This is a genomic window from Pseudomonas sp. DWP2-2 (genome assembly GCF_049897065.1).
Classification (GTDB): Bacteria; Pseudomonadota; Gammaproteobacteria; order Pseudomonadales; family Pseudomonadaceae; genus Aquipseudomonas; species Aquipseudomonas paracarnis.
In genome coordinates, this window is record NZ_JAFCVN010000005.1 from 1 (window position 1) to 24,941 (window position 24,941).

The window sequence follows — 24,941 nt, forward strand, 5'->3', positions numbered from 1 at the left end:
CCTGGGAGGCGTTACCACGCAGAGCGTGGGAACGAGCATGTGCCTGCTGCCGGAAAGATCGTTCCCGCGCTCCGCGTGGGAATGCAGCCCGTGACGCTCCGCGTCACCCCTCAACTGCGGCGGGACGCGGAGCGTCCTGGGAGGCGTTACCACGCAGCGCGTGGGAACGAGCATGTGCCTGCTGCCGGAAAGATCGTTCCCGCGCTCCGCGTGGGAATGCAGCCCAGGACGCTCCGCGTCACCCTTCAGTTGCGACGGGACGCGGAGCGTCCTGGGAGGCGTTACCACGCAGAGCGTGGGAACGAGCAGATCAGAACTCGATGCGTACATCACCCTTCGGCACACTGCAGCACGACAGGATATAGCCTTCGGCTTCGTCCTCTTCGGTAATCCCGCCGTTGTGCTCCATCTCTACTTCGCCGCCCAGCTTCATGACCTTGCACGTACCGCAGATGCCCATGCCGCAGGCCTTGGGGATCAGCAGGCCGAGCTTGGCCGCCGCAGCATGCACCGTTTCCCCCGGCGCCACGCGAATGCTCTTGCCGGACGCGATAAATTCCACTTGATGCAGGTCTGCCAGGTCGATCTCCGGCGCATCCGCCGCTTGCTCGGCCTGCTCCACCGCATCGGCACGGGCTTCGGGCGGTGTCGCGCCAAAGGATTCTTCGTGATAACGCGTCATGTCGAAACCGGCAACTTCCAGCAAACGCTTCACCGCGTTCATGTACGGCGTAGGGCCGCAGCAGAACACTTCGCGCTCCAGGAAGTCCGGCACCATCAGCTCCAGCATCTTGTGATTCAGATAGCCGCGATACCCGGCCCAAGGCTCGCCTAGGCCGTGTTTTTCGCAAATCAGGTGCAGGCTGAAGTTGTCGATCCGCGACGCCATGTGCTCCAGCTCGCGGTGATAGATGATGTCCTTGGGCGAGCGGGCGCTGTGGATAAAGGTCATGTCGACGTTCGCATTGGTGTCGTAGAACCAGCGCGCCATGGACATCACCGGCGTGATCCCAACGCCGCCGCTGAGGTAAAGCACTTTCGGGCTCGGGAAGTCGATGGCATTGAACAGCCCGACCGGCCCGTGCACCGCCAGCTCCTGGCCTTCGTGCAAAGTGTCGTGCAGCCAATTGGAGACACGGCCGCCCGGCACACGCTTGATGGTCACCGAAAAGCTGTAAGGCACCGACGGTGAGCTGGAAATCGTGTACGAACGCATGATCGGCTGGCCTTCGATTTCCAGCTCCAGGGTGACGAATTGCCCTGGCTTGAAAAAGAACAGGATCGGCTGATCGGCCATGAAGCAGAAGGTGCGCACATCCCAGGTTTCCTGGATGACTTTGACGCAGCGGACGATGTGCCGACCATTGGCCCAGGTCTGGGTGGTTACCGGATTCAGGAAATTATTGGACATGTTGTTCTCCACCGCCGACGTCGGCCTTGTGGTGGCGATTCTGCGTAACGCGAGAACCACCCATTTACCTATCTGCGACATTCACATACTTACGGCGACCAGCCCCCAAAGACAGGGGCTTGCGCGTCGGGATCAGATTGGGCCATGTCGCCCATGGATAAGGTTCGACGTTACGCCGGGCCCACACTCGCTCCCAACAAAGACGCGTTCTTTACGCCTTGCACAGCACCAACCGTAGCCACTATTCGCCGGCCACACAGAATGGCCATGAGGACACACACGATGGACGTCACCGCAACCTTAAGCTTGGGCGATCCGCTGGAACCCGCACGCAAGGCCACCGCGCAAATGCTGCAAGAGCGCGAGCGCACTTTTTCGCTGCCGCAGCCGTTCTACTCTGATGAGCGGTTGTTTGATATCGACATGCAGGAGATCTTCCAGAAAGAGTGGTTGATCGCCGGCATGACCTGCGAAATCCCCACCAAGGGCAACTACCTGACCCTGCAAGTGGGCAAGAACCCAATCATCGTGATCCGGGGTGCCGACGGCGTGGTGCATGCGTTCCACAACGTCTGCCGCCACCGTGGCTCGCGCTTGTGCACCAGCGACAAGGGCAAGGTTGCCAAATTGGTGTGCCACTACCACCAGTGGACCTACGAGCTGGACGGCCGCCTGCTGTTCGCCGGCACCGAGATGGGCGCCGATTTCGACATGAAGCAGTACGGCCTCAAACCAGTGAACGTGAAGACCGCTGGCGGCTACATCTTTATCAGCCTGGCCGAAAACCCACCGGCCATCGATGACTTCCTGTCCACGCTCAGCCATTACATGGAGCCCTACGACATGGAGAACACCAAGGTGGCGATCCAGACCACCTTGTTCGAAAAAGCCAACTGGAAGCTGGTGCTGGAAAACAACCGCGAGTGCTACCACTGCAACGCCTCGCACCCGGAACTGCTGAAAACCCTGCTGGAGTGGGACGACGTTACCGACCCGCGCGCCGACCAGGCGTTCAAGGATCACGTAGCCGCGTCCGCCGCCGCTTGGGATGCCGAAAAAATCCCTTACGCCCACGCCAGCTTCGGCCTGCGTAACCGCATCGTGCGCATGCCACTGCTCAAGGGCACTGTGTCGATGACCCTGGACGGCAAGCAGGGCTGCGCCAAACTGATGGGCCGCATCAAGAACCCGGACCTGGGTTCGATGCGCATCCTGCACCTGCCGCACTCCTGGAACCACTGCATGGGCGACCACATCATTGTGTTCACCGTGTGGCCGATCAGCGCCCAGGAAACCATGGTCACCACCAAGTGGATCGTGCATAAGGACGCGGTGGAAGGCGTGGACTACGACGTGGAGCGCATGCGCCAGGTGTGGGATGCCACCAACGACCAGGATCGCCGCCTGGCCGAAGAGAACCAGCGCGGCATCAACTCCACCGCCTACCAGCCAGGCCCTTACTCCAAGACCTATGAGTTTGGCGTGGTGAATTTTGTGGATTGGTACAGCGAGCGGATGCTCAACAACCTGGGCGCGGCGCCAGCGCCTTATCTCAAAGGCGTAGCTGCTCACGAATAACGCTTGTGTGGGAGCGGGCTTGCCCGCGATGGCATTGTGTCTGTCAAAGCCTGTATTGGCTGACAGACCGCTATCGCAGGCAAGCCAGCTCCCACATTTGGGCAGGTTAACTGTTCAAAATTCGATCAGTTCCGATGCAGCCCTTTACCACCCTGCCCTCCAGCCTTTCCCCAACAACTTATCCACAAAGCCACCCACAGCAATTGTGGGCAAGTGCGCCGTGCTCACAAATTAAATCAAGAAAATCCGTGACTTATTTAAACTTGCGGGTTTTATCTTGAGCTGTTCATTTATTGACCAAACCTCCAAGAGCCTTGTTTGGCGTGGCTTGCAGCGGTAAGCGAACACCTTATCCACAGATGCGCCAACAGAATTCGGGGGCAACTTTGTTCGAGTTGTGGAAAAGCCCTTGAAACCCTCATGAATCGGGGATATCCAGCCGTTTAAACGGCGAATATGTGAGATTTGATCAATTATTGACCAACCCCTCGAAAGCCACGTTTTATAAGGCTTGTAGCGGATAGCGAACATCTTATCCACAAAAGCGCCAACAGACTTTGGGGGCAAGTCGAGGCCTCAACCCGGTGAAAACCCGAGCAAAAACCGCGAGTTAGGCTGGTTGTTTTTCGTACAGAGGGCTGCAGAGCTTGATATGCCGGGCTTGTGGACACCCGCGAACAGGTTATCCACAGGCGGATCAACAGGCATTGTGGGTAAGCCCAAGATAAAGCAGGAAAATGTGGAAGCGGGCTTGCCCGCGATTGCAATACGTCAACGGATGCATGGGTTGCTGACCTACCGCTATCGCAGGCAAGCCAGCTACCACAAGGTTTGGTGGTGGTCAGGGTTCAGCGTACGACGCCCTCTTCTACCAGAAGCTTGAGAATCGCTTGCGCGCCCTCTTCAGCGCTCACGCCCTTGAGCACCTGCCCACCGCCGCCACTGGACTTGGCCGTTGCGGCCTTCATACGGTCGGCACCACTCTTGGCCTTGATCACCTTGAGGCGCTTTGGCCGTGGCTTGGCCGGTTGCAACAGTGCGCCTGTGAATAACTCGTCGTGTTCAATCTCAACGTCATGGGCGGCCAGTTCACCCCGTTGCGCCGGGCCGTAGGCGCTCTGACGTGGCTTGGGCGCGGCGTTATCCACAGTGGCGAGAAACGGCAGGCGCACCTTCAAGCGCCGTCGCTGGCCGCGAGGCAGCGCCTGCAGCACCAGGGCTACGCCGGCGTCGATGGACTCCACCTGGGCCAGCCCCACAATCAGCGGCCAGCCCAGTTGCTCGGCCAAGAGGAACGGCAGCATTCCCGAACCTTCGCCGGTTTCTGCCTGGCTCCCGGTCAGTACCACCTGAGCACCGGCGTCGCGCAGATACTCACTGAGCACCGGCAAGGCATCCGAGCCGGCCGGTTGTTCCAGTACCTGCAGTTGCGGCAGGCCCATGCCCAGGTAGCTGCGCAGGGTCGGCTCGCTGACATCACCAGCGTGCAGCACCTGCAACTTATCCCCAGCCAGTTGCAGCCCCAGCTCAACCGCGCGCGCATCCTGCTCGGCGCGGCGTGGACGCCCGGAGGTGGGGTGAGCACCGATGGACACCAGGCTGAATACAGTGTTAGTCATGGTCATATCCTCAGGCTGCATCGCGCTTGGCGCCGTTGCGGTAGGTCTCGACCGCCGCGATCAAGGCGTGCAGTATCGCGGCGCTTTCGCCGATCACCGACAGGTCGGCACGCTTGATCATGTCGCACCCTGGGTCGAGGTTGATCGCCACCACCTTGTCGCAGGCACCGATGCCTTGCAGGTGCTGGATCGCCCCGGAAATGCCCACCGCCACGTACACCCGCGCAGTCACCCAGGTGCCGCTGGCGCCGACCTGGCGATCACGCGCCATGAAGCCATCGTCCACTGCCACCCGCGAGGCGCCTTCAGTAGCGCCCAGGGCCGCGGCGGTCTGGTGGAACAGCGCCCAATCCTTCACGCCGTTGCCACCGGAGAAAATGAACTCTGCCTCGGCCATCGGAATCGCTGCCGGATCGACCGCCACCGCGCCGAGGTCTTCGATACGAGGCAAACTGCGCGCCAGGCTTGTGGATAACTCCACGGGCAAGACTTCGTGGCGGGTCTCGCTGACCGGATCGGCACATTCGGCGGCAGCGAGGATCAGACGGGGCAACGGCCGCGCCAGGTCTTCCTGGCCGGCACCGGCACGGCCGATGCATTCCTCGCCCTTGATCTGCCACACCCGCGTCGCCGGGCGTTCCTTGAGGCTGGCGGCAAAGCGTCGCCCCAGCTCACCACCACCGCTGCGGCTGTCTGGCAGCAACCAGTGCCGCGGGCTGAATTGGTTATCCACAGCGCGCAGGCCCTGCACGCGTTGCTCCGGTGCATAACCCTCGAACTCATGCCCCTCCAGCACCAGCAGACGGTCGACGCCGGCCGTGGCAAACGCGCTTTCCTTGTGTTCACCGAACACCACCGCCAACACCGCGCCGTCATTGCCGGCCAGTTGGCGCGCCAGGCCAAGCAGGTCACGGTCGTGGCTGCTCAGGCGGCCACCGACCATGTCCGGCACCACGTTGATGTAGAACGCCGGGGTCGGCACTTGATGCAGCGGCAATTGCACTTCCACTGCCGCGGTGCGCTTGGCCGCGCCGCCCTGCTGGGCACCGCTGCGGTCGATACGCTTGATGCCGTTGGGCCCGATAAAACCGACACCATGCACGTTTTTGCGAATGATGCCGTTGGGCCCCATCCAGCTGTGTTGCACCGGCTGCATCGCCGCGTGCAACGGGTGCAGGCGGTTACGGGCGATCCATTCGGCCCGGGGGTCGCGGCGGATAATATCGCTCATTAGTGCACCTCCGCAGGTTCACGCTTGACGGGGGCTTTGGCCGGCGCGGCGTCTTCAAGCAACGCGTCGGCTACCAGTTCGGCGATGTCCTTGATCAACGGGCGCGGTTCGACCACGCCTTCAAGCATCGCCGTGCATTGCGGGCAACCCACGGCCACCAGTTCGGCGCCGGTCTCGCGGATGTCGTCCATGCGCATATCGGGGATACGTTGCTTGCCGGGGATGTCGGTGATCGGCGCACCGCCACCGCCACCGCAGCAGCGTGAACGGAAGCCCGAGCGTTGCATTTCCTTGACCTCGATACCCAACGCCTTTAGCACTTGGCGCGGCGCCTCGTATTCACCGTTGTAGCGGCCCAGGTAGCAAGGGTCATGGTAGGTCACGCTGTTGCCTTTGTGCTGGCCCAGATTCAGCGCGCCCTCGCCGATCAGCTCGGCCATGAAGGTGCTGTGGTGCTGCACGCGGTAGTTGCCGTTGAAGGCGCCGTATTCGTTTTTCAGCACATGGAAGCTGTGCGGATCGCAGGTGACGATGCGCTTGAAGCTGTACTTGGCCAGGGTCTGGATATTGCGCGTGGCCAGCAACTGGAATGTCGCTTCGTCACCGAGGCGCCGCGCCACGTCACCGCTGTCGCGTTCTTCCAGGCCGAGCACGGCGAAATCGACCTTGGCGGCCTTGAGCACTTTGACGAAAGCGCGCAGGGTACGCTGGTTACGCATGTCGAAGGCGCCATCGCCGACCCAGAACAGCACATCGCAACTGCCTTTGTCGCTGAGCAACGGCAGGTTCAGGTCTGCCGCCCAGTTCAGGCGCCCACCGGGGGCAAACCCGCCGGGGTTGTCGGTAGCGATCAGGTTTTCCAGGACTTCAGCGCCCTTGTTCGGCGTGGCGCCTTTCTCCAGGGTGAGGTGGCGACGCATGTCGACAATGGCGTCCACGTGCTCGATCATCATCGGGCACTCTTCCACGCAGGCGCGGCAGGTGGTGCACGACCACAGGGTCTCGGCGTCCACCAGGCCGTTGACGATCGGCTGGTGCGGGTTGCCGCCGTGTTCGCCCACCGGTTTGCCGGGGTACGGGCTGCCGGCGAACTTGGCATCGGTGCCACCGGCCAAACCGACCACCATGTCCTGGATGAGTTTTTTCGGGTTCAGTGGCTGGCCGGCGGCAAACGCCGGGCACGCCGCTTCGCACTTGCCGCACTGCACGCAGGCGTCGAAGCCGAGCAGTTGGTTCCAGGTGAAGTCCTTGGGTTTTTCCACGCCCAGTGGCGCGGTTTTATCGCTCAGGTCCAAGGGTTTCAAACCGGTGGAGCGGCCACCGCCAAAGCGTTCGGCGCGACGGTGCCAGGCCAGGTGCAGGGCTCCGGCAAACGCGTGTTTCATCGGCCCACCCCAGGTCATGCCGAAGAACATTTCGGACACGCCCCACAACACGCCCACGCTCAGCAATGCCGCGAGCAGCCAGCCGCCGAAGTCGACGGGCAGAATCCCGGCCACCGGCAAGGTCACCAGGAAGAAGCTCACCGAGAAGGCCATCAGGCTTTTCGGCAGGCGCATCCACGGGCCTTTGGACAGGCGGGCAGGCGGATTGCGGCGGCGCAGGTACATGAAGATCGCGCCGACAAACATCAATGTCGACGCCAGCAGCAGGGCATAACCAAGAATGCGGCTCTGCAGGCCGAAACCGTGCACCACAATCGCCAGCAGCGCCGACAGCACAAAGCCCAGCGCCGTCGCTACGTGGGTGTTGGCGATGTATTTGTCACGGGCGACCACGTGGTGCAGGTCGACCATGTAACGCTTGGGCATGGCCAAGAGGCCACCCAGCAGGTCGACTTTGGATGAGCGGCCACGGCGCCACATGTTCACCCGGCGCAAGGCGCCGAGGACGGCGAGGCCCAGGGCGGCAAAAAGCAGGATGGGAAGAAGGGTATTCAGCATGGTGAAGCTCCCACTAAGATCGTTCCCACGCTCTGCGTGGGCATGCATCCTGTGACGCTCTGCGTCACGACCTTAAAAGCAGACGCGGAGCGTCCAGGGCGGCATTCCCACGCAGAGCGTGGGAACGATCAGGTGCGTCAGAAATCCTTGCACAAGCGCAGGGCGTCATAGATGGCGGCGTGGGTATTGCGCTGGGCCACACAGTCACCAATGCGGAACAGCAAGTACCCCTCGCCCGCCTCGCTCAGGCATGGCTGCGGCTTGATCGCAAACAGCGCTTCAACGTCGATCTGGCCCTTGTTGCGCGAACCTTCCTTGAGCCCGTAGTAAATGGCCTCGTCCGGACGCACGCCGTTCTCCACCACGACCTGGTCGACCACCCGCTCCTCTTTGGCGCCGGTGTATTCGTTCTCCAGCACGGCCACCAGCTTGTCGCCCTCGCGGTAGACCTTTTCCAGCATCATGTCGCCGGTCATGATCACTTCCTTGGGGTACATGCTGCGGTAGTACGTGGGGAACGACGTACCGCCGATTGCCACGCCTGGCTTGATGTCGTCGGTGACGATCTCCACCTGGCTGCCTTTGTCGGCCAGGAAGTCGGCCACCGACATCCCGGTGAATTCACAGATGGTGTCGTACACCAGCACGTTCTTGCCAGGCAGCACCTTGCCGTCGAGCACGTCCCAACTGCTCACTACCAAGCCTTCGGCGGCGCCCCAGTGTTCGTTCTGCTCGATGAACGGGTGCCCGCCCACCGCCAGCACCACCACGTCCGGACGCACGTCCAGGATGGTCTCGGCATCGGCTGCAACACCCAGGCGCAGGTCGACTTTCAAACGCGCCAGCTCCAGTTGATACCAACGGGTGATACCGGCGATCTGGTCACGCTGCGGCGCTTTCGATGCCGTGGTGATTTGCCCGCCGATAAACTCCTTTTTCTCGAACAGCGTCACGTCGTGGCCACGTTCAGCCGCCACGCGCGCGGCTTCCATCCCGGCCGGGCCGGCCCCCACCACAACCACCTTGCGCTTGGGCCCGGTGGACTTCTCGATGATGTGCGGCACGCCCATGTATTCACGGGAGGTCGCAGCGTTCTGGATGCACAACACATCCAGGCCCTGGTACTGGCGGTCGATGCAGTAGTTGGCGCCCACGCACTGCTTGATCTGGTCGATCTGGCCCATCTTGATCTTGGCGATCAGGTGCGGGTCGGCGATGTGCGCACGGGTCATGCCGACCATGTCCACATAGCCGCCTTCCAGAATGCGCGTGGCCTGGTTCGGGTCCTTGATGTTCTGCGCGTGCAGCACCGGAACCTTGACCACTTCCTTGATGCCGGCCGCCAGGTGCAGGAACGGCTCCGGCGGGTAGCTCATGTTCGGGATGACGTTGGCCAGGGTGTTGTGGGTGTCGCAACCCGAGCCCACCACGCCGATGAAATCGAGCATGCCGGTGTCATCGTAGTACTTGGCGATTTGCTTCATGTCCTCGTGGGACAAGCCGTCCGGGTGGAATTCGTCACCGCACAGGCGCATGCCCACACAGAAGTCATCCCCCACTTCGGCACGCACGGCCTTCAACACTTCCAGGCCGAACTTCATGCGGCCCTCGAAGCTGCCGCCCCACTCGTCGGTACGCTTGTTGACCCGCGGGCTCCAGAACTGGTCGATCATGTGCTGGTGCACGGCCGACAATTCCACCCCGTCCAGGCCACCGGCCTTGGCCCGACGCGCAGCCTGGGCGTAGTTGCCGATCACACGCCAGATTTCTTCTGGCTCGATGGTCTTGCAGGTGGCACGGTGCACCGGCTCACGCACGCCGGACGGCGACATCAGGGTCGGCCAGTTGAAGCCGTCCCAACGCGAGCGCCGGCCCATGTGGGTAATCTGGATCATGATCTTGGCGCCATGCTTGTGCATGGCATCGGCCAGATTCTGGAAGTGCGGGATGATGCGGTCGGTGGACAGGTTCACCGACGCCCACCATTCCTGCGGGCTGTCGATGGCCACCACGGAGGAGCCACCGCAGATCGCCAGGCCAATACCGCCCTTGGCTTTCTCTTCGTAGTACTTCACATAGCGGTCGGTGGTCATGCCGCCGTCGGTGGCATACACCTCGGCATGCGCAGTGCTGAGCACCCGGTTGCGGATGGTCAGTTTGCCGATCTGGATCGGCTGGAACATTGCTTCGAAAGCCATGGCACGGTCCTCGGCTTACAACGGTTTGACGGTGAACAAACCATCATCGTGGCCCTCTTCGGAGCCTCCGTAGACTTGTTCGGCGACAGTGCGGATCTTGCTGCCACGCGCTTGAAGGATCTGGTCCATGGCGCCGGCAAACCAGCCGGTGAACATGTAGTCCACTTTGCGTCCGACCTTGCCGTAGACATACACAAAAGCTGAATGCTCAAGCCTGACGCTGGCGGTGCCTTTATCGAGGTCGATGTCCTGGATCTTGAACAGGCCCCAGCCGCGTTGCGACAGGCGCTTCATGTAGTGCTCGAACACCGCGACGCCTTCCAGGCCGTGGCATTCAGCTTCTTTTTCACACCAGTGCCAGGCGGATTTGTAGCCGGCCTTGTAGAGGATCTCGGCGTAGGCGTCGGCCCCCAGTACTTCTTCGATACCCATGTGGTTGTTGACGAAGAAATGACGCGGCACGTACAGCATCGGCAGGGCGTCGGAGGTCCAGACACCGGTTTCGCTGTCGACTTCAATTGGCAATTGCGGGGCGATCTTGGCCATGGAAACTCAACTCCAGAAAATTCGTTTTGATGCCCGCCGCGCGGATGGCGGCGGGTGAAGGATTAAGCGAGCAGTGGCTTATTCGCCCCAGACGTCCTTGAGCACGTTGACCCAGTTCTCGCCCATGATCTTGCGCACCACGCGCTCGCTGTGGCCGCGCTTGAGCAGGGTCTCGGTGAGGTTGGGGAACTCACCCACGGTGCGGATGCCCAGCGGGTTGATGATCTTGCCGAAGCTGGTCAGGCGGCGGGCGTAGCCCTTGTCATGGGTGAGCATTTCGAAGAAATCCTGACCATGGCCCTGGGTGAAGTCGGTGCCGATGCCGATGGCGTCTTCGCCGACGATGTTCATGGTGTATTCGATGGCTTCGGCGTAGTCGTCGATGGTCGAGTCGATGCCCTTGGCCAGGAACGGCGCAAACATGGTCACGCCGACAAAACCGCCATGGTCGGCGATGAACTTCAGCTCTTCATCGGACTTGTTGCGCGGGTGCTCTTTAAGCCCGGACGGTAGGCAGTGGGAGTAGCACACCGGCTTTTTCGATTCGAGGATGACCTCTTCGCTGGTCTTGGAGCCCACGTGGGACAGGTCGCACATAATGCCGACGCGGTTCATCTCGGCGACGATCTCACGCCCGAAACCCGACAGGCCGCCATCACGCTCGTAGCAGCCGGTGCCCACCAGGTTCTGGGTGTTGTAGCACATCTGCACCACCCCCACGCCGAGCTGCTTGAAGATCTCGACATAGCCGAGCTGGTCCTCAAAGGCATGGGCATTCTGGAAGCCGAAGATGATGCCGGTCTTGCCCTGCTCCTTGGCGCGGCGGATGTCGGCGGTGGTTTTCACCGGGATCACCAGGTCGCTGTTCTCACGGATCAGGGTCTGGCTGGCGACAATGTTATTGATCGTGGCCTGGAAGCCTTCCCACACCGACACCGTGCAGTTGGCGGCGGTGAGGCCACCTTTGCGCATGTCTTCGAACAGGTCGCGGTTCCACTTGGCAATAATCAGACCGTCGATAACGATGCTGTCGGCGTGCAACTCGGCTGGGCTCATCAGGCGTCCCCTTATTGGCGATTCATGCGCCGAATCGTCTGCCGGCGCTTTGGGGCCAGCATATGCCCAGGGACCGACGGAGCCGGGTGCAAAAACGACAGGGGAATTGCCGAAAGCGTCAATCCGCGACAAAGCCTGCGAAGACAGGCCCCACGGTCGGCTGTTCTTTGTCTTACGCTTGAGCCAGAATTGCGCATCACGTGATATGAGACGGCGCAATGAAATCGATTTTCCTGGCTTTGGCACTCATCGCAACCACCGCCCACGCGGCCGAAGACACCGACAGCACGCCGTGCGACGGTATCGAGAACGACCAGCAAACCTTGGAATGCGCCACCTACAACAAGACCACCGCCGAGCAATTGCTCAAAGATAACTATCAGGGGTTGCTGGAGCGCATGGGTTCGACCTACGGCAGCGACAAGACCAAACTGGCGGACATTACCGCCCGTCTGAAGGATGCGCAGCAGAAGTGGGAAAAACTGCGCGACGCCGATTGTGCAGTGGACACCTTCCCGGCAGTGACCGGCACCAAGGCCTATGCGATTGCGCACAACGACTGCCTGGCGCGCATGAGTGATGAGCGGTCGGAGTTTCTGGAGTCGATTGGCCAAGAATAGTAACTATATTCCTACAATAGAAGCGTCCCACTGTCGCTTTTCGCTACCTGACGCTGATTTAAGGAATTTTCGGCATGCAATGGCTTCCATCCCCACCCACCGACAATATTTATAAGTTGCTTGCTGTATTTGGTTTATGGCTAATTGCAGGTGCGCTGACACTGGTGTCTATTTTTTCTTATCTGGACTACAGATTCCAAAAAGAAACACGCGAGGAAAGCCACCATTCGCAAACGGAGCAAATGGTAAACGACTTCACCAAACGCATTGAAGCGCTTGAGAAAGGCACACCGGAACTGCATAAAATCGCAGATCTGCCGGATTCATTCAACAACGACGTCACCTTCCTGAAGAACAGCCTCGTTATACAAGAAAGAAAACTTTCTACATACAAAGAACGAGAGAAAGATAACCTCGACACGTTCATGGACTATCTGCTCGTCCACGAAAAAGAGTTTTATATTTTCATAGGTCTGTACGCGACGCTCACGTCACTGTGCACGGTGATAGGTTTTAGCCGCTGGTTTCAGAAAATACAAAAGCCCGGCGAAGTACTGAATGAGCTAGATATTAAAATCAAAGAAGCAAGCTTATTGAAACTTAAGATAGAAATTTCCCAACTTCAACCAATGAGCAAGACAATAGAGCAGCTCTTTGAATTGCATTTCAATAAGCCCTTTCCTGAAGCCTCTCCCTCGCAAAGGACCCGCTCATGACCATCTGCGGCATCGAAATCAAAGGCAGCGAAGCCATCATCGCCGTCGCCTCCCTGGACAACCAGGCGCTGACCCACGTCGCCCTGGCCACCAAGAAAATCGCCCTCGACGATGACGACGAAGCGGCCAACGTAAAAGCTTTCGCCGCCCAGGTGAAGGCGTTCGTTCAAGCCAACGGCATCACGCGCATTGCCATCAAGAAACGCAGTAAAAAAGGCGAGTTCGCCGGTGGCCCGACGACGTTCAAGATCGAAGGGGTGTTTCAGTTGCTGGATGGGGTGGAGGTGACGCTGCTGTCGCCGCAGACCATCAATGCGCAAAACAAGAAGCACAGCTTTGATCTGCCGACGACGTTGAACAAGTATCAGCATGAAGCTTATAAAACAGCCTGCTCAACCCTGATGAAAAAGTAATTACCCATCAGCTTTTGACGCAGTGTTCCAAGCCGTGACCACCGCCTTCGTATTCAGGCGTGTAGTAGTACTTAACGAAAGACACTTTGCCCTCCGGGGTTGACGTCATTTGTGCGACCCCCACGCCGAAGTCTTTCAAGACAGGGTCGGTGTGAGCAAAATAAACGCCCAGCGCGTCCGAAGTCCCGGCGGCCATTCCGTCATAACGGGACTTGTCTTCCAAGGTCAAGGTGAAGGTGTAGGCGGCGTACTTGCCAGTACTTTGCTTGGCGTCGAGTGCCATATCAACAACACCCTTATAGCTGCCTATATGTTTATCCTGGCCGGTACATTCATAGCGCCCGCTGTAGTCGGCTCCGGTGAAAGGTGCAGACGCCTGGGCTGCCCACGCCGGGGTGGTCGCGAACGCGATGACAGTAACTAGTTTTCTAAGCATGCCAACCTCTTCTGGTTAAGTAGTGACTTCCTGGCCTGCGTGCTTCATTTCAAAAGCATTTGGTCAAGAGCCACTTCTAAGACCCATAGGACGTTAGCAGTCCTTGGCTATAAGTCTCCGTTAGCGATGAAAAAAAAGAAACTTCCTACACCTTCCATGATTCCCTTATAAACTGCGCTACATCGGGTTTCACTCGTTAGTCGGTATGCGGGTTTTGTACAGCAGCCAATCCCCGAACGACTTGTCTTCCAGGGCATACCCTCCCCGGCTCGACTTCCATACCAATTCCTTGTCGCGCAGGGCATCGATACAGGCCTGAATGGTCTGGGTCCCGGGCACCACATCGCTGCGCATAACCTCCAATGCCTTGCTGACTGCGGTAATCGTGCTGTCGGTAAACGGCGCAAATGGCTCATTGCTTTGCGAACGCACCACCATCACCTGCAACACCGCACGCTGCGGGATGGTCAGGGCGTTCCAGGCGCTTTCGAACTCGGTCCATACACCCGCGCGCAGCAGTTCTGCGCGACTGTGCAGCAGTTGGCCAAGATTGCTCGCCTCGCCCAGCTCCAATGCGACTTCACCGATGATCGTGCGCAACATCTCGGGACGCCGACCTACCAGCTCAAACGCCTCATCAATGTCAGCCGCGTTGAATTGGTTGTTCTTGGCCAGGTGCGCGTTGAGGTGCACGGTGTAGGCCTGGGTGAACGCTTTGCCCAGCAGCGGAAACGGCGTGATGCTGGAACCGAAGAATGGCTGGCTTTTACCCAATACCAAATGGGCGAGTTTGTCGCGATTGGAGCCGGTAAACACCAGGCGCAAACCGCTGCCCTCCTCGTCACGGCCTTGGTTGAGCTGATCCCGGGCAGCCTTCAACGCGAACATCGCATTGATACCTGACTCGGTGGTTAATGCGTGCTGTGCTTCGTCAATCACCAGTACAACGGGTTTTTCTGCAGCCCTATGGAGCAATTCCAACGCTTGGGTCAGCGTCGCACCGACCGGCAATCGTGGCTTGGTAAAGTCCCAGGAAAGCGTACGCAGAAAGCTTAGTTTCTCGATGCCAATGCTCTTTGCCAGTTTGCGAATGCCCTTTTCAAACGGCACCAACGCCCCCGCAATGGCACCTGCGATCAGCTCGGCGGGGTCTTTTTCCTTGTCGGCCCACAGGTCGACATACACCGCCAGCCAGCCCCGCAGCTGACATTCCGGAATCAGGTCTTCGCGCAAAAAAGTGCTTTTGCCCGTGCGTCGGGGCGCCGCGAGAAACAGGCCGGAGGTGAAATCCTGAATACCGGCCCCCACCAGGCCATCGGCAATACTGCTTGCCAGGGTGGGGCGGCGAAACACAAAGCCGCTGTGCTTGGACATGGTTTTATACTCAATTATGGAAAGGACTATAAATTATAGCGAGGAGTATAATTGACTATAATTGTCCGTCAAACCACCTCCCGCCGCCGATCCTCCCGCGGGCATTTGGCAAACCTTGCGCGATAGCTCCTGGTGAAATACGACGGTGACTCAAACCCGCACGCAATACTCACTTCCAGTACGCTCATGTCGCTCTGGCGCAGCAGTTTGCGGGCTTTTTCCAGGCGCAGGCCCAGGTAGAAATTGCTCGGCGTATCGTTCAGGTGCAGGCGAAACAGCCGCTCCAGTTGGCGTCGGGTGACCTTGATCGTTTCGGCCAGGGCCAAGGTGCTCAGGGGCGGTTCGGTGTGCTGTTCCATTTCGCCGATCACGTGCACCAGTTTCTTGTTATTGATGCCGTAGCGCGTGGCGATCTGCATGCGCTGGTGGTCCTTGCGGGGGCGGATGCGGCCAAGTACGAATTGCTCGGAAACCTGGATCGCCAGCTCCGGGCCGTGGGCCTGAGCGATGAGATCGAGCATCAAGTCGATGGACGCGGTGCCGCCGGCACAGGTGATGCGGCGCCGGTCGATTTCGAACAGTTCCTGGGTCACGCTCAGGTGCGGATAGGCCTCCTTGAAGGCGTCGATGGCTTCCCAGTGCAAGGTCAGGCGGTGGCCGTCAAGCAGGCCCGCCTCGGCCAGCACGCAGGCGCCGGTGTCGATGGCACCGAGGGTCACACCCTCATGGTCGAGGCGGCGCAGCCAATGCTCCAGGGCGGGCGTGGCGAACTGCAGGGGTTCGAAGCCGGCCACCACCAGTAAGGTAGCGCCTTTTTTCAACGGTTCCAGCGCGGCATCGGCGTTGACCGACATGCCGTTGCTCGCCAGTACCGCGCCGCCATCGGCACTCAAGATGTGCCAGCGGTACAGCTCGCCGCGAAAGCGATTGGCCACGCGTAACGGTTCCAGCGCGGAGATAAAACCGAGGGCCGAGAACCCCGGCATCAGCAAGAAATAGACATCCTGGGACATGGTGGCGCTCTCGTCGTACGGGCAGCGTGCTCACTGTGATACGCCAGTTCAACCGGCCATTCAAGAGCCCAGGTCGCTGCAGTGCAAGAGTGGGTCGCCGCCGTGCGCTTTGCGGGGCGCCAAGCTGCGTAACGTGATCCCACGGCGCACAAAGACGCCGGCTCCCACAATAACGACTGCCGAGGGCTCCACCCATGAACCGACTGATCAGCCGCTGCGTACTTGCACTCAGCGCCAGCGCCATTTTGAGCACTAACGCCCTGGCAGCGGATGCCGCTTCATGCCAGAACGTACGCATGGGCGTGGTCAACTGGACCGACGTCATCGCCACCAGCGCCATGGCCCAGGTGCTGCTCGATGGCCTCGGCTACAAGACCAAACAAACCAGCGCCTCGCAGCAAATCATCTTTGCCGGCATCCGCGACCAGCGCCTGGACCTGTTTCTGGGTTACTGGAACCCGCTGATGACCCAGACCATCACGCCGTTCGTCGACGCCAAGCAAGTCAAGGTCCTCGAAAAACCCAGCCTGGAAGACGCCCGCGCCACCCTGGCGGTGCCGACTTATCTGGCCGACAAGGGCCTGAAAACCTTTGCCGACATTGCCAGGTTCGAGAAAGAGCTGGGCGGCAAGATTTATGGCATCGAGCCGGGCTCGGGGGCCAATACGCAGATCAAGGCGATGATCGCCAACAACCAGTTCGGCCTGGGCAAGTTCCAGTTGGTGGAGTCCAGCGAAGCCGGCATGTTGGCGGCCGTAGACCGTGCCGTGCGCCGCAAGGAAGCCGTGGTGTTCTTTGGTTGGGCACCGCACCCGATGAACGTCAATGTGGCGATGACTTACCTCACCGGCAGCGAAGACGCCCTGGGCCCGAACGAAGGCATGGCCACCGTGTGGACCGTGACCGCGCCGGCCTACGCCGAGCAGTGCCCCAACGTGCATAAGCTGCTGACCAACCTGACGTTCACCGCCGCCGACGAAAGCCGCATGATGCAACCGCTGCTGGACCACAAGGATGCCATCGAATCCGCCAAGCAGTGGCTCAAGGATCACCCGCAAGACCAGGCGCGCTGGCTGGAGGGTGTCACCACCTTCGACGGCAAACCGGCTGCCGCCAACCTGCAATTGACCACGAAATAACCCATCCAGATCACCGCTTCGCAACCCCTGAAAGTTGCGAACGGCGCCCTGCGCCTTGAAATCACCCGCCTGTAAGGAACCGCCCCATGAACCACGACGTCATCATCACCTGCGCACTCACCGGTGCTGGCGACACGACCGCCAGAAGCCCCCACGTGCCGGTCACTCCCAAGCAAATCGCCGCCGCTGCCGTGGAGGCCGCCAAGGCCGGCGCCACGGTCGTGCATTGCCACGTACGCGACCCCGAGACCGGCAAGTTCAGTCGCGACGTCGCGCTGTACCGCGAAGTGATGGAGCGCATCCGCGAGGCCGACATCGACATCATCGTCAACCTCACCGCCGGCATGGGTGGCGACCTGGAGATCGGTGGCGGCGAGAATCCCATGGAGTTCGGGCCCAATACCGACCTGGTGGGCCCGCTGACCCGCCTGGCCCACGTCGAAGAACTGCTGCCGGAAATCTGCACCCTGGACTGCGGCACGCTGAACTTCGGCGATGGCGACACCATTTACGTGTCCACCCCGGCGCAGCTGCGTGCCGGCGCCAAACGTATCCAGGAACTGGGCGTAAAGGCCGAGCTGGAAATTTTCGACACCGGCCACCTGTGGTTCGCCAAGCAGATGATCAAGGAAGGGCTGCTGGATAACCCGCTGTTCCAACTGTGCCTGGGCATTCCCTGGGGGGCACCGGCCGACACCACCACCATGAAAGCCATGGTCGATAACCTGCCCGCCGACGCGGTGTGGGCCGGCTTCGGCATTGGCCGCATGCAAATGCCAATGGCCGCGCAGGCGGTGCTGCTGGGCGGCAACGTACGGGTGGGCCTGGAAGACAACCTGTGGCTGGACAAAGGCGTGCTCGCCACCAATGGGCAGTTGGTGGAGCGCGCCAGTGAAATTCTCAGCCGGTTAGGCGCGAGGGTCCTGACCCCAGCCGAAGGCCGCATCAAGATGGGCCTGACCCAACGCGGCTAACACAGACACCACCACTCCTGTGGGAGCCGGGCTTGCCCGCGATGAGGCCAGTAAATCTGCCACATCTTTGTAGCCTGCAATGCCGCCATCGCGGGCAAGCCCGGCTCCCACAAAGGATCATCGAACACTTTAGGAATATGCCATGCGCTTTATCACCGAAATCAAAACCTTCGCCGCGTTGGGCAGCGGTGTCATCGGCAGCGGCTGGGTGTCCCGTGCCCTTGCCCATGGTCTGGATGTGGTGGCCTGGGACCCCGCGCCCGGCGCCGAGGCGGCCTTGCGCAAACGCGTCGCCAACGCCTGGCCCGCCCTTGAACAACAGGGCCTGGCGGCAGGTGCCTCCCAGGACCGCCTGCGCTTTGTCACTACCATCGAAGACTGCGTAAAAGACGCCGACTTCATCCAGGAAAGCGCCCCGGAACGCCTGGAGCTGAAGCTGCAATTGCACCGCCAGATCAGCGCCGCGGCCAAGCCGAACGCATTGATCGGCTCCAGCACCTCAGGGCTATTGCCCAGCGAATTCTATGAAAGCTCTACCCACCCGGAACGCTGCGTGGTCGGCCACCCCTTCAACCCGGTCTACCTGTTGCCACTGGTAGAAGTGGTGGGCGGCAAAAACACCGCGCCAGAGGCAATCCAGGCGGCGATCTCGGTGTATGAATCCCTGGGCATGCGTCCTTTGCATGTGCGCAAGGAAGTGCCGGGGTTTATTGCCGACCGCCTACTGGAAGCGCTGTGGCGTGAGGCGCTGCACCTGGTCAATGACGGGGTGGCGACCACCGGCGAAATCGACGACGCCATTCGTTTTGGTGCCGGGTTGCGCTGGTCGTTCATGGGCACTTTCCTCACTTACACACTGGCGGGCGGCGATGCCGGCATGCGCCACTTCATGGCACAGTTCGGCCCGGCGTTGCAGCTGCCGTGGACTTATCTACCGGCGCCTGAATTGACTGAAAAGCTGATTGATGATGTGGTCGATGGCACCGCTGAGCAGTTGGGTAACCACAGCATCTCGGCGCTGGAGCGCTATCGTGATGACTGCCTGCTGGCGGTGCTGGAAGCCGTAAAAACAACCAAGGCCAAGCACGGCATGAACTTCGCCGAATAACCCTGTGGGAGCTGGCTTGCCTGCGATGGCGGTGTTGGCCTCACCATTGCTATCGCAGGCCGGCCAGCACATTTGACCGCACACTGAATTGGATTCATGCCATGCCCGCACTGACCACCTACACCACGAAAATCCTGCCCGACTGGGTCGACTACAACGGCCATCTGCGTGACGCGTTCTATCTGCTGATCTTCAGCTACGCCACCGATGCGCTGATGGACGCGCTGGGGCTGGACAGCGAAAACCGCGAAGCCAGTGGCCACTCGCTGTTCACCCTGGAGCTGCACCTGAACTACCTGCATGAGGTCAAGCTCGGGGCCGAGGTTGAGGTGCATACCCAACTGATCGCCCATGACGCCAAGCGCCTGCACCTTTATCACAGCCTGCACCGGGTGGGAGACGACGAGGAACTGGCCGGCAATGAACAGATGCTGTTGCACGTCGACCTGGCCGGGCCGCAGGCCACGCTGTTCACCGAGGCCACGCTGCAACGGCTTGCCGCGATCGGCGCTGCCCAGGCCGAGCTGCCAAGGCCTGCCCTGCTTGGCCGTGTCATCGGTTTACCGGCAAAAAAAGCCCCGAGCCAGCCGTGACTGGATCGGGGCAGAGGGGCCTTGTGTGAGCTGTGCATCTGGAGGGTGACCAAACCGTCAAGCTGCGTGCCTGGGTTCAGTGTGCCTATTAACCGTATTGCCAAGTGACCCGAAAACGACCTGTTCATAGCCATCCAAGCCATCGCTCGATTCTGCTCTTGCCCACCCAGCAAGGGCCTACCAGAATCCAGGTCAATCCCTGTTCCCTACACCAGGATAAACGTCATGATGCACGCGGATTTGATTGATCAGGATGACCTGCTGAGCCAACTGCGCTCACTGGGTTTTGAAGTGTCCAGCGGCGCCAGCGCCGAGCAGGCGTGTGAATGTGCAGTGCGCGGTTTGAGCGAAGCGCGGGCCAAGGCGCTCAAGGGAATGGTGGAGCAAATGTACACCGGCAAGGCGACCATTTTGCCGGCCGTGCGCCAGGCGATCGACAAGCAGTTGTTGCCGGCGCTGATGCAATTCAAACAGAACTCCGGCGCCTGAAAATACCGCTATCGCAGGCAAGCCAGCTCCCACAGGAGAACGCATTCCAAGGTGGCAGCTGGCTTGCCTGCGATGCAGACGACTCGGTTTAGAGCCTTACACTGGCAAACGTCGACTCGTTCCTGGCCTGGCTCAACGCCGACATCGGCCCCGACAACGGTGACAACACCAGTGCCGGCGGAATCGGCATCATCGCCACTTGCTGGGTGGTGTTGGAGCCTACGCGTTCATCCCGCGGCGGAATGCCGAAGTATTCGCGGTAGCACTTGGAAAAGTGCGGCGTAGACACAAACCCGCACACCGACGCGACCTCGATGATCGACATGGGGGTCTGCTTGAGCAGTTGCCGCGCACGAATCAGGCGCAGCTTGAGGTAGTAGCGCGACGGCGAGCAGTGCAGGTATTTCTGGAACAGCCGCTCCAACTGCCGGCGCGACACGGCGACATACACCGCCAGTTCGTCCAGGTCGATTGGCTCTTCGAGGTTGGCTTCCATCAGCGCGACGATTTCCTGCAGCTTCGGCTGGTTGGTGCCAAGCATGTGCTTGAGCGGCACACGCTGGTGATCCTGTTCGTTGCGGATGCGTTCGTACACGAACATCTCGGAGATGGCGGCCGACAATTCACGGCCGTGGTCGCGGCTGATCAGGTGCAACATCATGTCCAGGGGCGCGGTACCACCGGAGCTGGTGAAGCGGTTGCGGTCGAGGGTGAACAGGCGCGTGCTCATGGCCACCCGCGGGAAGGCTTCCTGCATCGACGCCAGGCATTCCCAGTGCACGCTGCAATCAAAGCCGTCGAGCAAGCCGGCGCAGGCCAGGGCCCAGCTGCCGGTGCACACTGCGCCGAGGCGACGAGACTGGCGTGCCTGGCTTTGCAGCCACGACACATGTTCACGGGTGACGGTGCGCTGGATACCCACGCCGCCACACACGATGACCGTGTCCAGCACGGGTGCTTTGTGCATGGAGGCATCGGGTGTGATTTGCAGGCCATCGCTGGCCCACACCTGGTTGCCGTCGACACTCAGGGTTGTCCAGCGATACAGCTCGCGGCCGGACAGCTGGTTGGCCATGCGCAGTGGCTCCACGGCTGACGCCAGGGAAATCAGCGTGAAATTGTCCAGCAGCAAAAAGCCGATGGATTGAGGCGCACGGTTCTGGGGTTGGGCCCCGGAGTTGGTCGACGTCATCGCGGTATCTCCTCACATCACACAAAGCGGGTGGCGGCCTCAGGCGAGGCTCTTGTTATTGCGCTCGTCCTGAAAAGGAGAGGCTTTGTAATTGATAGAGCAAATGCCATGCCTAAAATTGAATGGCTATTCAAGAACTCCTGAAAACGACCTGTTTATGCGTCTATATGAGCCCACGCGTGAAGTGCGGGATATGACGCATAACGGGCGGGGTTCAAGGGGGGTGAGCAGATCGGTAGCACTTGTGGGAAGGCGCTTTGCGGGCGTAGGAGGAGTCTGTCACCCAAAGCACATCAGGCGTGTGATCGTGTAGGAATTCGTTCGGAAGCTACTTATCTATTTGCGACGCGCTAAAAGGTGGCGATTTTGGCTGGGGTGTTCACTTTGTGAGCAATGATGCTCCTCTGTTCAGCTCGTTCCCACGCTCTGCGTGGGCATGCATCCTGTGACGCTCTGCGTCACCCATGGGCGGAGCGTCCGGGGCGGCATTCCCACGCGGAGCGTGGGAACGATCATGTCACTGACTCAACATTCAACCGCACTCACCGCCAACCCACCGCGTGATGTCTCTTTGTACTTGTCATGCATATCGGCCCCGGTATCACGCATGGTGCGGATCACCCGGTCCAACGAGATGAAGTGCTGGCCATCGCCCCGCAACGCCATTTGCGCCGCGTTGATCGCCTTCACCGCCGCAATTGCATTGCGCTCGATACACGGCACTTGCACCAGGCCGCCCACCGGGTCGCAGGTCAGGCCGAGGTTGTGTTCCAAGCCGATTTCGGCAGCGTTGCACAGTTGCTCCGGCGTGGCACCAAGGATCTCCGCCAGCCCGGCTGCGGCCATGGCACACGCGGAACCGACCTCGCCCTGGCAACCGACTTCGGCACCGGAGATCGAGGCGTTCTTTTTACACAGGATGCCCACCGCCGCCGCGCCCAACAGGTAGTCAACCACGTTGGCTTCGGTGACTTCTTCACTGAACTTCATGAAGTAGTGCAACACCGCCGGGATGATTCCCGCCGCGCCGTTGGTGGGCGCCGTGACCATGCGCCCACCGGCGGCGTTTTCTTCGTTGACCGCCAGGGCGAACAGGTTGACCCATTCCATGGCGCTCAAGGTCGAGCCGATCACATTGGGCTTGTTCAGCTCCTGCAAGCTGCGGTGCAACTTGGCAGCGCGACGGCGCACGTTCAAGCCGCCGGGCAGGATGCCTTCGTGCTTGAGGCCCTGCTCCACGCAATCTTGCATGGCGCGCCAGAGCTTCATCAGGCCGCTGCGGATTTCTTCTTCGCTGCGCCAGGTTTTTTCATTCGCCAGCATCAGTTCGGCAACGCGCAGGTTGTGGGTCTTGCACAACTGCAACAGCTCCACGGCACTGGAAAAGTCATAAGGCAGCTCGGTGCGGTCCATGTCCGCCACACCGCTTTGGGCCTGGGCTTCATCCACCACAAAACCGCCGCCCACCGAGTAATAGGTGTCGCGGTGCAACTCGCCGTTTTCGCCAAACACCACCAGGGTCATGGCATTGGGATGGAACGGCAGGTTCTCATCGAGCAGGCGCATATCCCGCGCCCATACAAAGGGCACCGGCAAACGCCCGTCCAGCAGCAGCGTGTCGGTTTCGCGCAGGGTGTGGATACGGGCGCCGATTTGCGTGGGGTCGATTGCGTCTGGCCACTCGCCCATCAGGCCCATGATGGTGGCGGTGTCGCTGCCGTGGCCGATGCCGGTGGCCGACAACGAGCCGTACAGTTGCACTTCGACACGCTGCACCTGTTCCAGCCACCCACGCTCACGCAACCCTTGAACGAACAACGCCGCGGCGCGCATGGGCCCCACGGTGTGGGAACTCGAAGGCCCGATGCCGATCTTGAACAGGTCGAAAACGCTGATAGCCATTAACGTGGAACTCCTCGATAAGCACGGGCCGGGCTTGAACGAGGTGCTACGCTCAGATCGCCCAGATGGCGGCATCATCAAGCTTTTATTCGTCATCACGGCGTCTCACACCGACGCACTCATGCTCACCAGCGGCGCTCGCGTGCGAACGCCAGTTTTGGCCGTTTTTTGCGGTGCAGAAGGGTAAAAACAGCAGTTTTACCTTCGGAAAAACCTGTAAGCGACGTCATCGGTACTGGATGCGACCCTCCCTGTACTGGATACGACGCCCCCTGTAGGCGTCAGATTTTCACTGGTACATGATCAGTCTCGACTCGTTTGCAAGGCACCGCGCCAGAGCTGTTGTCGCACGCTCCAACCGCAACACTTATAAAGCGCGGCGAATGCCGCCAGAAAAGACACAGGAGTCTACCCACATGAAAGGTTCACCCTCGTTGTTGTTGGCCGCCATGCTGAGTCTGCCAGTCGTGGCACACGCCGCAGAACCGGAACAGTGCAAGACCGTCAACTTCTCCGATGTCGGCTGGACCGACATCACCGTCACCACCGCGACCACCAGCGAGATCCTCAAGGGCCTGGGCTACAAGCCGCGCACCACGATGATTTCGGTACCTGTGACTTACAAGTCCCTGGCCGACGGCAAGAACATGGACATTTTCCTCGGCAACTGGATGCCGACCATGGAAAACGACATCAAGCAGTACCGTGATGCCGGCACCGTGGAAACCGTGCGCGCCAACCTGGAGAACGCCAAGTACACCCTGGCGGTCCCAGAGGCGCTGTATGAGAAGGGCCTGAAAGACTTCGCCGACATCGCCAAATTCAAGGATGAGCTGGGCGGCAAGATCTACGGCATCGAGCCGGGCAACGATGGCAATCGCACCATCCAGACGCTGATCGACAAAGATGCCTTCGGCCTGAAAACCGCCGGTTTCAAGGTGGTCGAATCCAGCGAAGCCGGCATGCTCTCCCAGGTCGAACGCGCCTCCAAGCGCAACCAGGCCATCGTGTTTCTCGGCTGGGAACCACACCCGATGAACACCCGCTTCAAGATGAAGTACCTGACCGGTGGTGACGACTCGTTCGGCCCCAACTACGGCCAGGCCACCATCTACACCAACACCCGCAAAGGCTACACCCAGGAATGCAGCAACGTTGGCCAGTTGCTGAAAAACCTGGTGTTCACGCTCGACATGGAAAGCACCCTGATGGGTAACGTCCTGGACGACAAGATGAAGGCCGATGCTGCCGCCAAGGCCTGGCTGCAGAAGAACCCGCAAGTGCTCGACACCTGGCTCGCCGGTGTCACCACCGTTGATGGCAAACCAGGGCTCGATGCCGTTAAAGCTTACCTCGCCAAATAGCACCCGCTGACCCCAGGCCGGTGCGC

Annotated in this window: 22 protein-coding genes; 10 read left to right on the top strand and 12 right to left on the bottom strand. The window is 60.4% G+C overall.

Annotated features, from left to right (window positions below):
- Positions 1-310: 310 nt before the first annotated feature.
- Positions 311-1,411 (bottom strand): glycine-betaine demethylase subunit GbcB, encoded by a 1,101-nt coding sequence (gbcB, locus tag ACP7CZ_RS12690; RefSeq protein ID WP_014720237.1) that lies wholly within the window; start codon positions 1,409-1,411, stop codon positions 311-313.
- Positions 1,412-1,693: 282 nt separating this feature from the next.
- Between gbcB and gbcA the strand changes: the two genes are divergently transcribed.
- Positions 1,694-2,989 (top strand): glycine-betaine demethylase subunit GbcA, encoded by a 1,296-nt coding sequence (gbcA, locus tag ACP7CZ_RS12695; protein WP_057702201.1) that lies wholly within the window; start codon positions 1,694-1,696, stop codon positions 2,987-2,989.
- 848 nt (positions 2,990-3,837) lie between these two features.
- On the opposite strand, the gene ACP7CZ_RS12700 is transcribed toward gbcA, so the two are convergent.
- The 6 genes from ACP7CZ_RS12700 to ACP7CZ_RS12725 all read right to left on the bottom strand — a co-directional run bounded on the left by ACP7CZ_RS12700 (position 3,838) and on the right by ACP7CZ_RS12725 (position 11,582).
- A complete protein-coding gene (locus ACP7CZ_RS12700; protein ID WP_054898204.1) occupies positions 3,838-4,608 on the bottom strand; it encodes an electron transfer flavoprotein subunit beta in 771 nt (256 codons plus the stop codon).
- 10 nt (positions 4,609-4,618) lie between these two features.
- Positions 4,619-5,839: an electron transfer flavoprotein subunit alpha/FixB family protein gene (locus ACP7CZ_RS12705; RefSeq protein WP_054898202.1), complete on the bottom strand. Its 1,221-nt coding sequence runs from the start codon at positions 5,837-5,839 to the stop codon at positions 4,619-4,621.
- The gene (gene dgcB / locus ACP7CZ_RS12710; RefSeq protein ID WP_294138242.1) at positions 5,839-7,782 is read right to left on the bottom strand and encodes a dimethylglycine demethylation protein DgcB; all 1,944 of its coding nucleotides are present in this window, start codon (positions 7,780-7,782) and stop codon (positions 5,839-5,841) included. The genes ACP7CZ_RS12705 and dgcB overlap by 1 nt, the downstream gene beginning before the upstream one ends.
- 137 nt (positions 7,783-7,919) lie before the next feature.
- On the bottom strand, positions 7,920-9,980 hold the full coding sequence (gene dgcA / locus ACP7CZ_RS12715; RefSeq protein ID WP_003194876.1) for a dimethylglycine demethylation protein DgcA: 2,061 nt from the start codon (positions 9,978-9,980) through the stop codon (positions 7,920-7,922).
- A gap of 15 nt (positions 9,981-9,995) precedes the next feature.
- On the bottom strand, positions 9,996-10,526 hold the full coding sequence (locus ACP7CZ_RS12720) for a 4-vinyl reductase (RefSeq protein ID WP_294138238.1): 531 nt from the start codon (positions 10,524-10,526) through the stop codon (positions 9,996-9,998).
- Between the two features lie 78 nt (positions 10,527-10,604).
- Positions 10,605-11,582 carry a dipeptidase gene (locus ACP7CZ_RS12725; protein WP_032879065.1) on the bottom strand — a complete coding sequence of 326 codons (978 nt, stop codon included), beginning with the start codon at positions 11,580-11,582 and terminating at the stop codon, positions 10,605-10,607.
- A 218-nt stretch (positions 11,583-11,800) separates the two neighbouring features.
- Here ACP7CZ_RS12725 and ACP7CZ_RS12730 point away from each other — a divergent pair, with 218 nt between their 5' ends.
- The 3 genes from ACP7CZ_RS12730 to ACP7CZ_RS12740 all read left to right on the top strand — a co-directional run bounded on the left by ACP7CZ_RS12730 (position 11,801) and on the right by ACP7CZ_RS12740 (position 13,331).
- A complete protein-coding gene (locus ACP7CZ_RS12730) occupies positions 11,801-12,202 on the top strand; it encodes a lysozyme inhibitor LprI family protein (RefSeq protein ID WP_014720247.1) in 402 nt (133 codons plus the stop codon).
- Between the two features lie 74 nt (positions 12,203-12,276).
- The gene (locus ACP7CZ_RS12735) at positions 12,277-12,918 is read left to right on the top strand and encodes a hypothetical protein (protein WP_060763971.1); all 642 of its coding nucleotides are present in this window, start codon (positions 12,277-12,279) and stop codon (positions 12,916-12,918) included.
- Positions 12,915-13,331: a DUF3010 family protein gene (locus ACP7CZ_RS12740; RefSeq protein ID WP_034128883.1), complete on the top strand. Its 417-nt coding sequence runs from the start codon at positions 12,915-12,917 to the stop codon at positions 13,329-13,331. The genes ACP7CZ_RS12735 and ACP7CZ_RS12740 overlap by 4 nt, the downstream gene beginning before the upstream one ends.
- Positions 13,332-13,338: 7 nt before the next feature.
- On the opposite strand, the gene ACP7CZ_RS12745 is transcribed toward ACP7CZ_RS12740, so the two are convergent.
- The 3 genes from ACP7CZ_RS12745 to ACP7CZ_RS12755 form a co-directional block, all read right to left on the bottom strand.
- On the bottom strand, positions 13,339-13,767 hold the full coding sequence (locus tag ACP7CZ_RS12745) for a hypothetical protein (RefSeq protein WP_072445575.1): 429 nt from the start codon (positions 13,765-13,767) through the stop codon (positions 13,339-13,341).
- Positions 13,768-13,956: 189 nt separating this feature from the next.
- The gene (locus ACP7CZ_RS12750; RefSeq protein WP_294138220.1) at positions 13,957-15,141 is read right to left on the bottom strand and encodes an AAA family ATPase; all 1,185 of its coding nucleotides are present in this window, start codon (positions 15,139-15,141) and stop codon (positions 13,957-13,959) included.
- 68 nt (positions 15,142-15,209) lie between these two features.
- Positions 15,210-16,154, bottom strand: coding sequence for a GlxA family transcriptional regulator (locus tag ACP7CZ_RS12755; RefSeq protein ID WP_054898194.1), 945 nt, complete (start codon positions 16,152-16,154; stop codon positions 15,210-15,212).
- A 194-nt stretch (positions 16,155-16,348) separates the two neighbouring features.
- Between ACP7CZ_RS12755 and ACP7CZ_RS12760 the strand changes: the two genes are divergently transcribed.
- From ACP7CZ_RS12760 to ACP7CZ_RS12780, 5 genes are all read left to right on the top strand, one after another.
- Positions 16,349-17,293, top strand: coding sequence for a choline ABC transporter substrate-binding protein (locus tag ACP7CZ_RS12760; RefSeq protein ID WP_054922376.1), 945 nt, complete (start codon positions 16,349-16,351; stop codon positions 17,291-17,293).
- Positions 17,294-17,379: 86 nt separating this feature from the next.
- Positions 17,380-18,267, top strand: coding sequence for a 3-keto-5-aminohexanoate cleavage protein (locus ACP7CZ_RS12765; RefSeq protein WP_034128888.1), 888 nt, complete (start codon positions 17,380-17,382; stop codon positions 18,265-18,267).
- 142 nt (positions 18,268-18,409) lie between these two features.
- Positions 18,410-19,375 carry an L-carnitine dehydrogenase gene (locus ACP7CZ_RS12770; RefSeq protein ID WP_089041455.1) on the top strand — a complete coding sequence of 322 codons (966 nt, stop codon included), beginning with the start codon at positions 18,410-18,412 and terminating at the stop codon, positions 19,373-19,375.
- A gap of 101 nt (positions 19,376-19,476) precedes the next feature.
- A complete protein-coding gene (locus ACP7CZ_RS12775) occupies positions 19,477-19,968 on the top strand; it encodes a thioesterase family protein (RefSeq protein ID WP_054922373.1) in 492 nt (163 codons plus the stop codon).
- Positions 19,969-20,193: 225 nt separating this feature from the next.
- Positions 20,194-20,457 carry a hypothetical protein gene (locus ACP7CZ_RS12780; RefSeq protein ID WP_034128891.1) on the top strand — a complete coding sequence of 88 codons (264 nt, stop codon included), beginning with the start codon at positions 20,194-20,196 and terminating at the stop codon, positions 20,455-20,457.
- 88 nt (positions 20,458-20,545) lie between these two features.
- Here ACP7CZ_RS12780 and ACP7CZ_RS12785 read toward each other — a convergent pair whose 3' ends face one another.
- Entirely contained in the window at positions 20,546-21,649 is a 1,104-nt protein-coding gene (locus ACP7CZ_RS12785) for a GlxA family transcriptional regulator (RefSeq protein WP_003194907.1), read from the bottom strand.
- A gap of 525 nt (positions 21,650-22,174) precedes the next feature.
- Positions 22,175-23,551, bottom strand: coding sequence for an L-serine ammonia-lyase (locus ACP7CZ_RS12790; protein ID WP_014720257.1), 1,377 nt, complete (start codon positions 23,549-23,551; stop codon positions 22,175-22,177).
- A gap of 416 nt (positions 23,552-23,967) precedes the next feature.
- Between ACP7CZ_RS12790 and ACP7CZ_RS12795 the strand changes: the two genes are divergently transcribed.
- Complete coding sequence (locus ACP7CZ_RS12795; protein ID WP_034128893.1) at positions 23,968-24,915, top strand: choline ABC transporter substrate-binding protein; 948 nt, start codon at positions 23,968-23,970, stop codon at positions 24,913-24,915.
- Positions 24,916-24,941: the final 26 nt, after the last annotated feature.

Bases quoted from the DNA above. Each gene is read 5' to 3' on its own strand.
- gbcB (WP_014720237.1), bottom strand. From the start codon at position 1,411: ATGTCCAATAATTTCCTGAATCCGGTAACCACCCAGACCTGGGCCAAT.
- gbcA (WP_057702201.1), top strand. From the start codon at position 1,694: ATGGACGTCACCGCAACCTTAAGCTTGGGCGATCCGCTGGAACCCGCA.
- ACP7CZ_RS12700 (WP_054898204.1), bottom strand. From the start codon at position 4,608: ATGACTAACACTGTATTCAGCCTGGTGTCCATCGGTGCTCACCCCACC.
- ACP7CZ_RS12705 (WP_054898202.1), bottom strand. From the start codon at position 5,839: ATGAGCGATATTATCCGCCGCGACCCCCGGGCCGAATGGATCGCCCGT.
- dgcB (WP_294138242.1), bottom strand. From the start codon at position 7,782: ATGCTGAATACCCTTCTTCCCATCCTGCTTTTTGCCGCCCTGGGCCTC.
- dgcA (WP_003194876.1), bottom strand. From the start codon at position 9,980: ATGGCTTTCGAAGCAATGTTCCAGCCGATCCAGATCGGCAAACTGACC.
- ACP7CZ_RS12720 (WP_294138238.1), bottom strand. From the start codon at position 10,526: ATGGCCAAGATCGCCCCGCAATTGCCAATTGAAGTCGACAGCGAAACC.
- ACP7CZ_RS12725 (WP_032879065.1), bottom strand. From the start codon at position 11,582: ATGAGCCCAGCCGAGTTGCACGCCGACAGCATCGTTATCGACGGTCTG.
- ACP7CZ_RS12730 (WP_014720247.1), top strand. From the start codon at position 11,801: ATGAAATCGATTTTCCTGGCTTTGGCACTCATCGCAACCACCGCCCAC.
- ACP7CZ_RS12735 (WP_060763971.1), top strand. From the start codon at position 12,277: ATGCAATGGCTTCCATCCCCACCCACCGACAATATTTATAAGTTGCTT.
- ACP7CZ_RS12740 (WP_034128883.1), top strand. From the start codon at position 12,915: ATGACCATCTGCGGCATCGAAATCAAAGGCAGCGAAGCCATCATCGCC.
- ACP7CZ_RS12745 (WP_072445575.1), bottom strand. From the start codon at position 13,767: ATGCTTAGAAAACTAGTTACTGTCATCGCGTTCGCGACCACCCCGGCG.
- ACP7CZ_RS12750 (WP_294138220.1), bottom strand. From the start codon at position 15,141: ATGTCCAAGCACAGCGGCTTTGTGTTTCGCCGCCCCACCCTGGCAAGC.
- ACP7CZ_RS12755 (WP_054898194.1), bottom strand. From the start codon at position 16,154: ATGTCCCAGGATGTCTATTTCTTGCTGATGCCGGGGTTCTCGGCCCTC.
- ACP7CZ_RS12760 (WP_054922376.1), top strand. From the start codon at position 16,349: ATGAACCGACTGATCAGCCGCTGCGTACTTGCACTCAGCGCCAGCGCC.
- ACP7CZ_RS12765 (WP_034128888.1), top strand. From the start codon at position 17,380: ATGAACCACGACGTCATCATCACCTGCGCACTCACCGGTGCTGGCGAC.
- ACP7CZ_RS12770 (WP_089041455.1), top strand. From the start codon at position 18,410: ATGCGCTTTATCACCGAAATCAAAACCTTCGCCGCGTTGGGCAGCGGT.
- ACP7CZ_RS12775 (WP_054922373.1), top strand. From the start codon at position 19,477: ATGCCCGCACTGACCACCTACACCACGAAAATCCTGCCCGACTGGGTC.
- ACP7CZ_RS12780 (WP_034128891.1), top strand. From the start codon at position 20,194: ATGATGCACGCGGATTTGATTGATCAGGATGACCTGCTGAGCCAACTG.
- ACP7CZ_RS12785 (WP_003194907.1), bottom strand. From the start codon at position 21,649: ATGACGTCGACCAACTCCGGGGCCCAACCCCAGAACCGTGCGCCTCAA.
- ACP7CZ_RS12790 (WP_014720257.1), bottom strand. From the start codon at position 23,551: ATGGCTATCAGCGTTTTCGACCTGTTCAAGATCGGCATCGGGCCTTCG.
- ACP7CZ_RS12795 (WP_034128893.1), top strand. From the start codon at position 23,968: ATGAAAGGTTCACCCTCGTTGTTGTTGGCCGCCATGCTGAGTCTGCCA.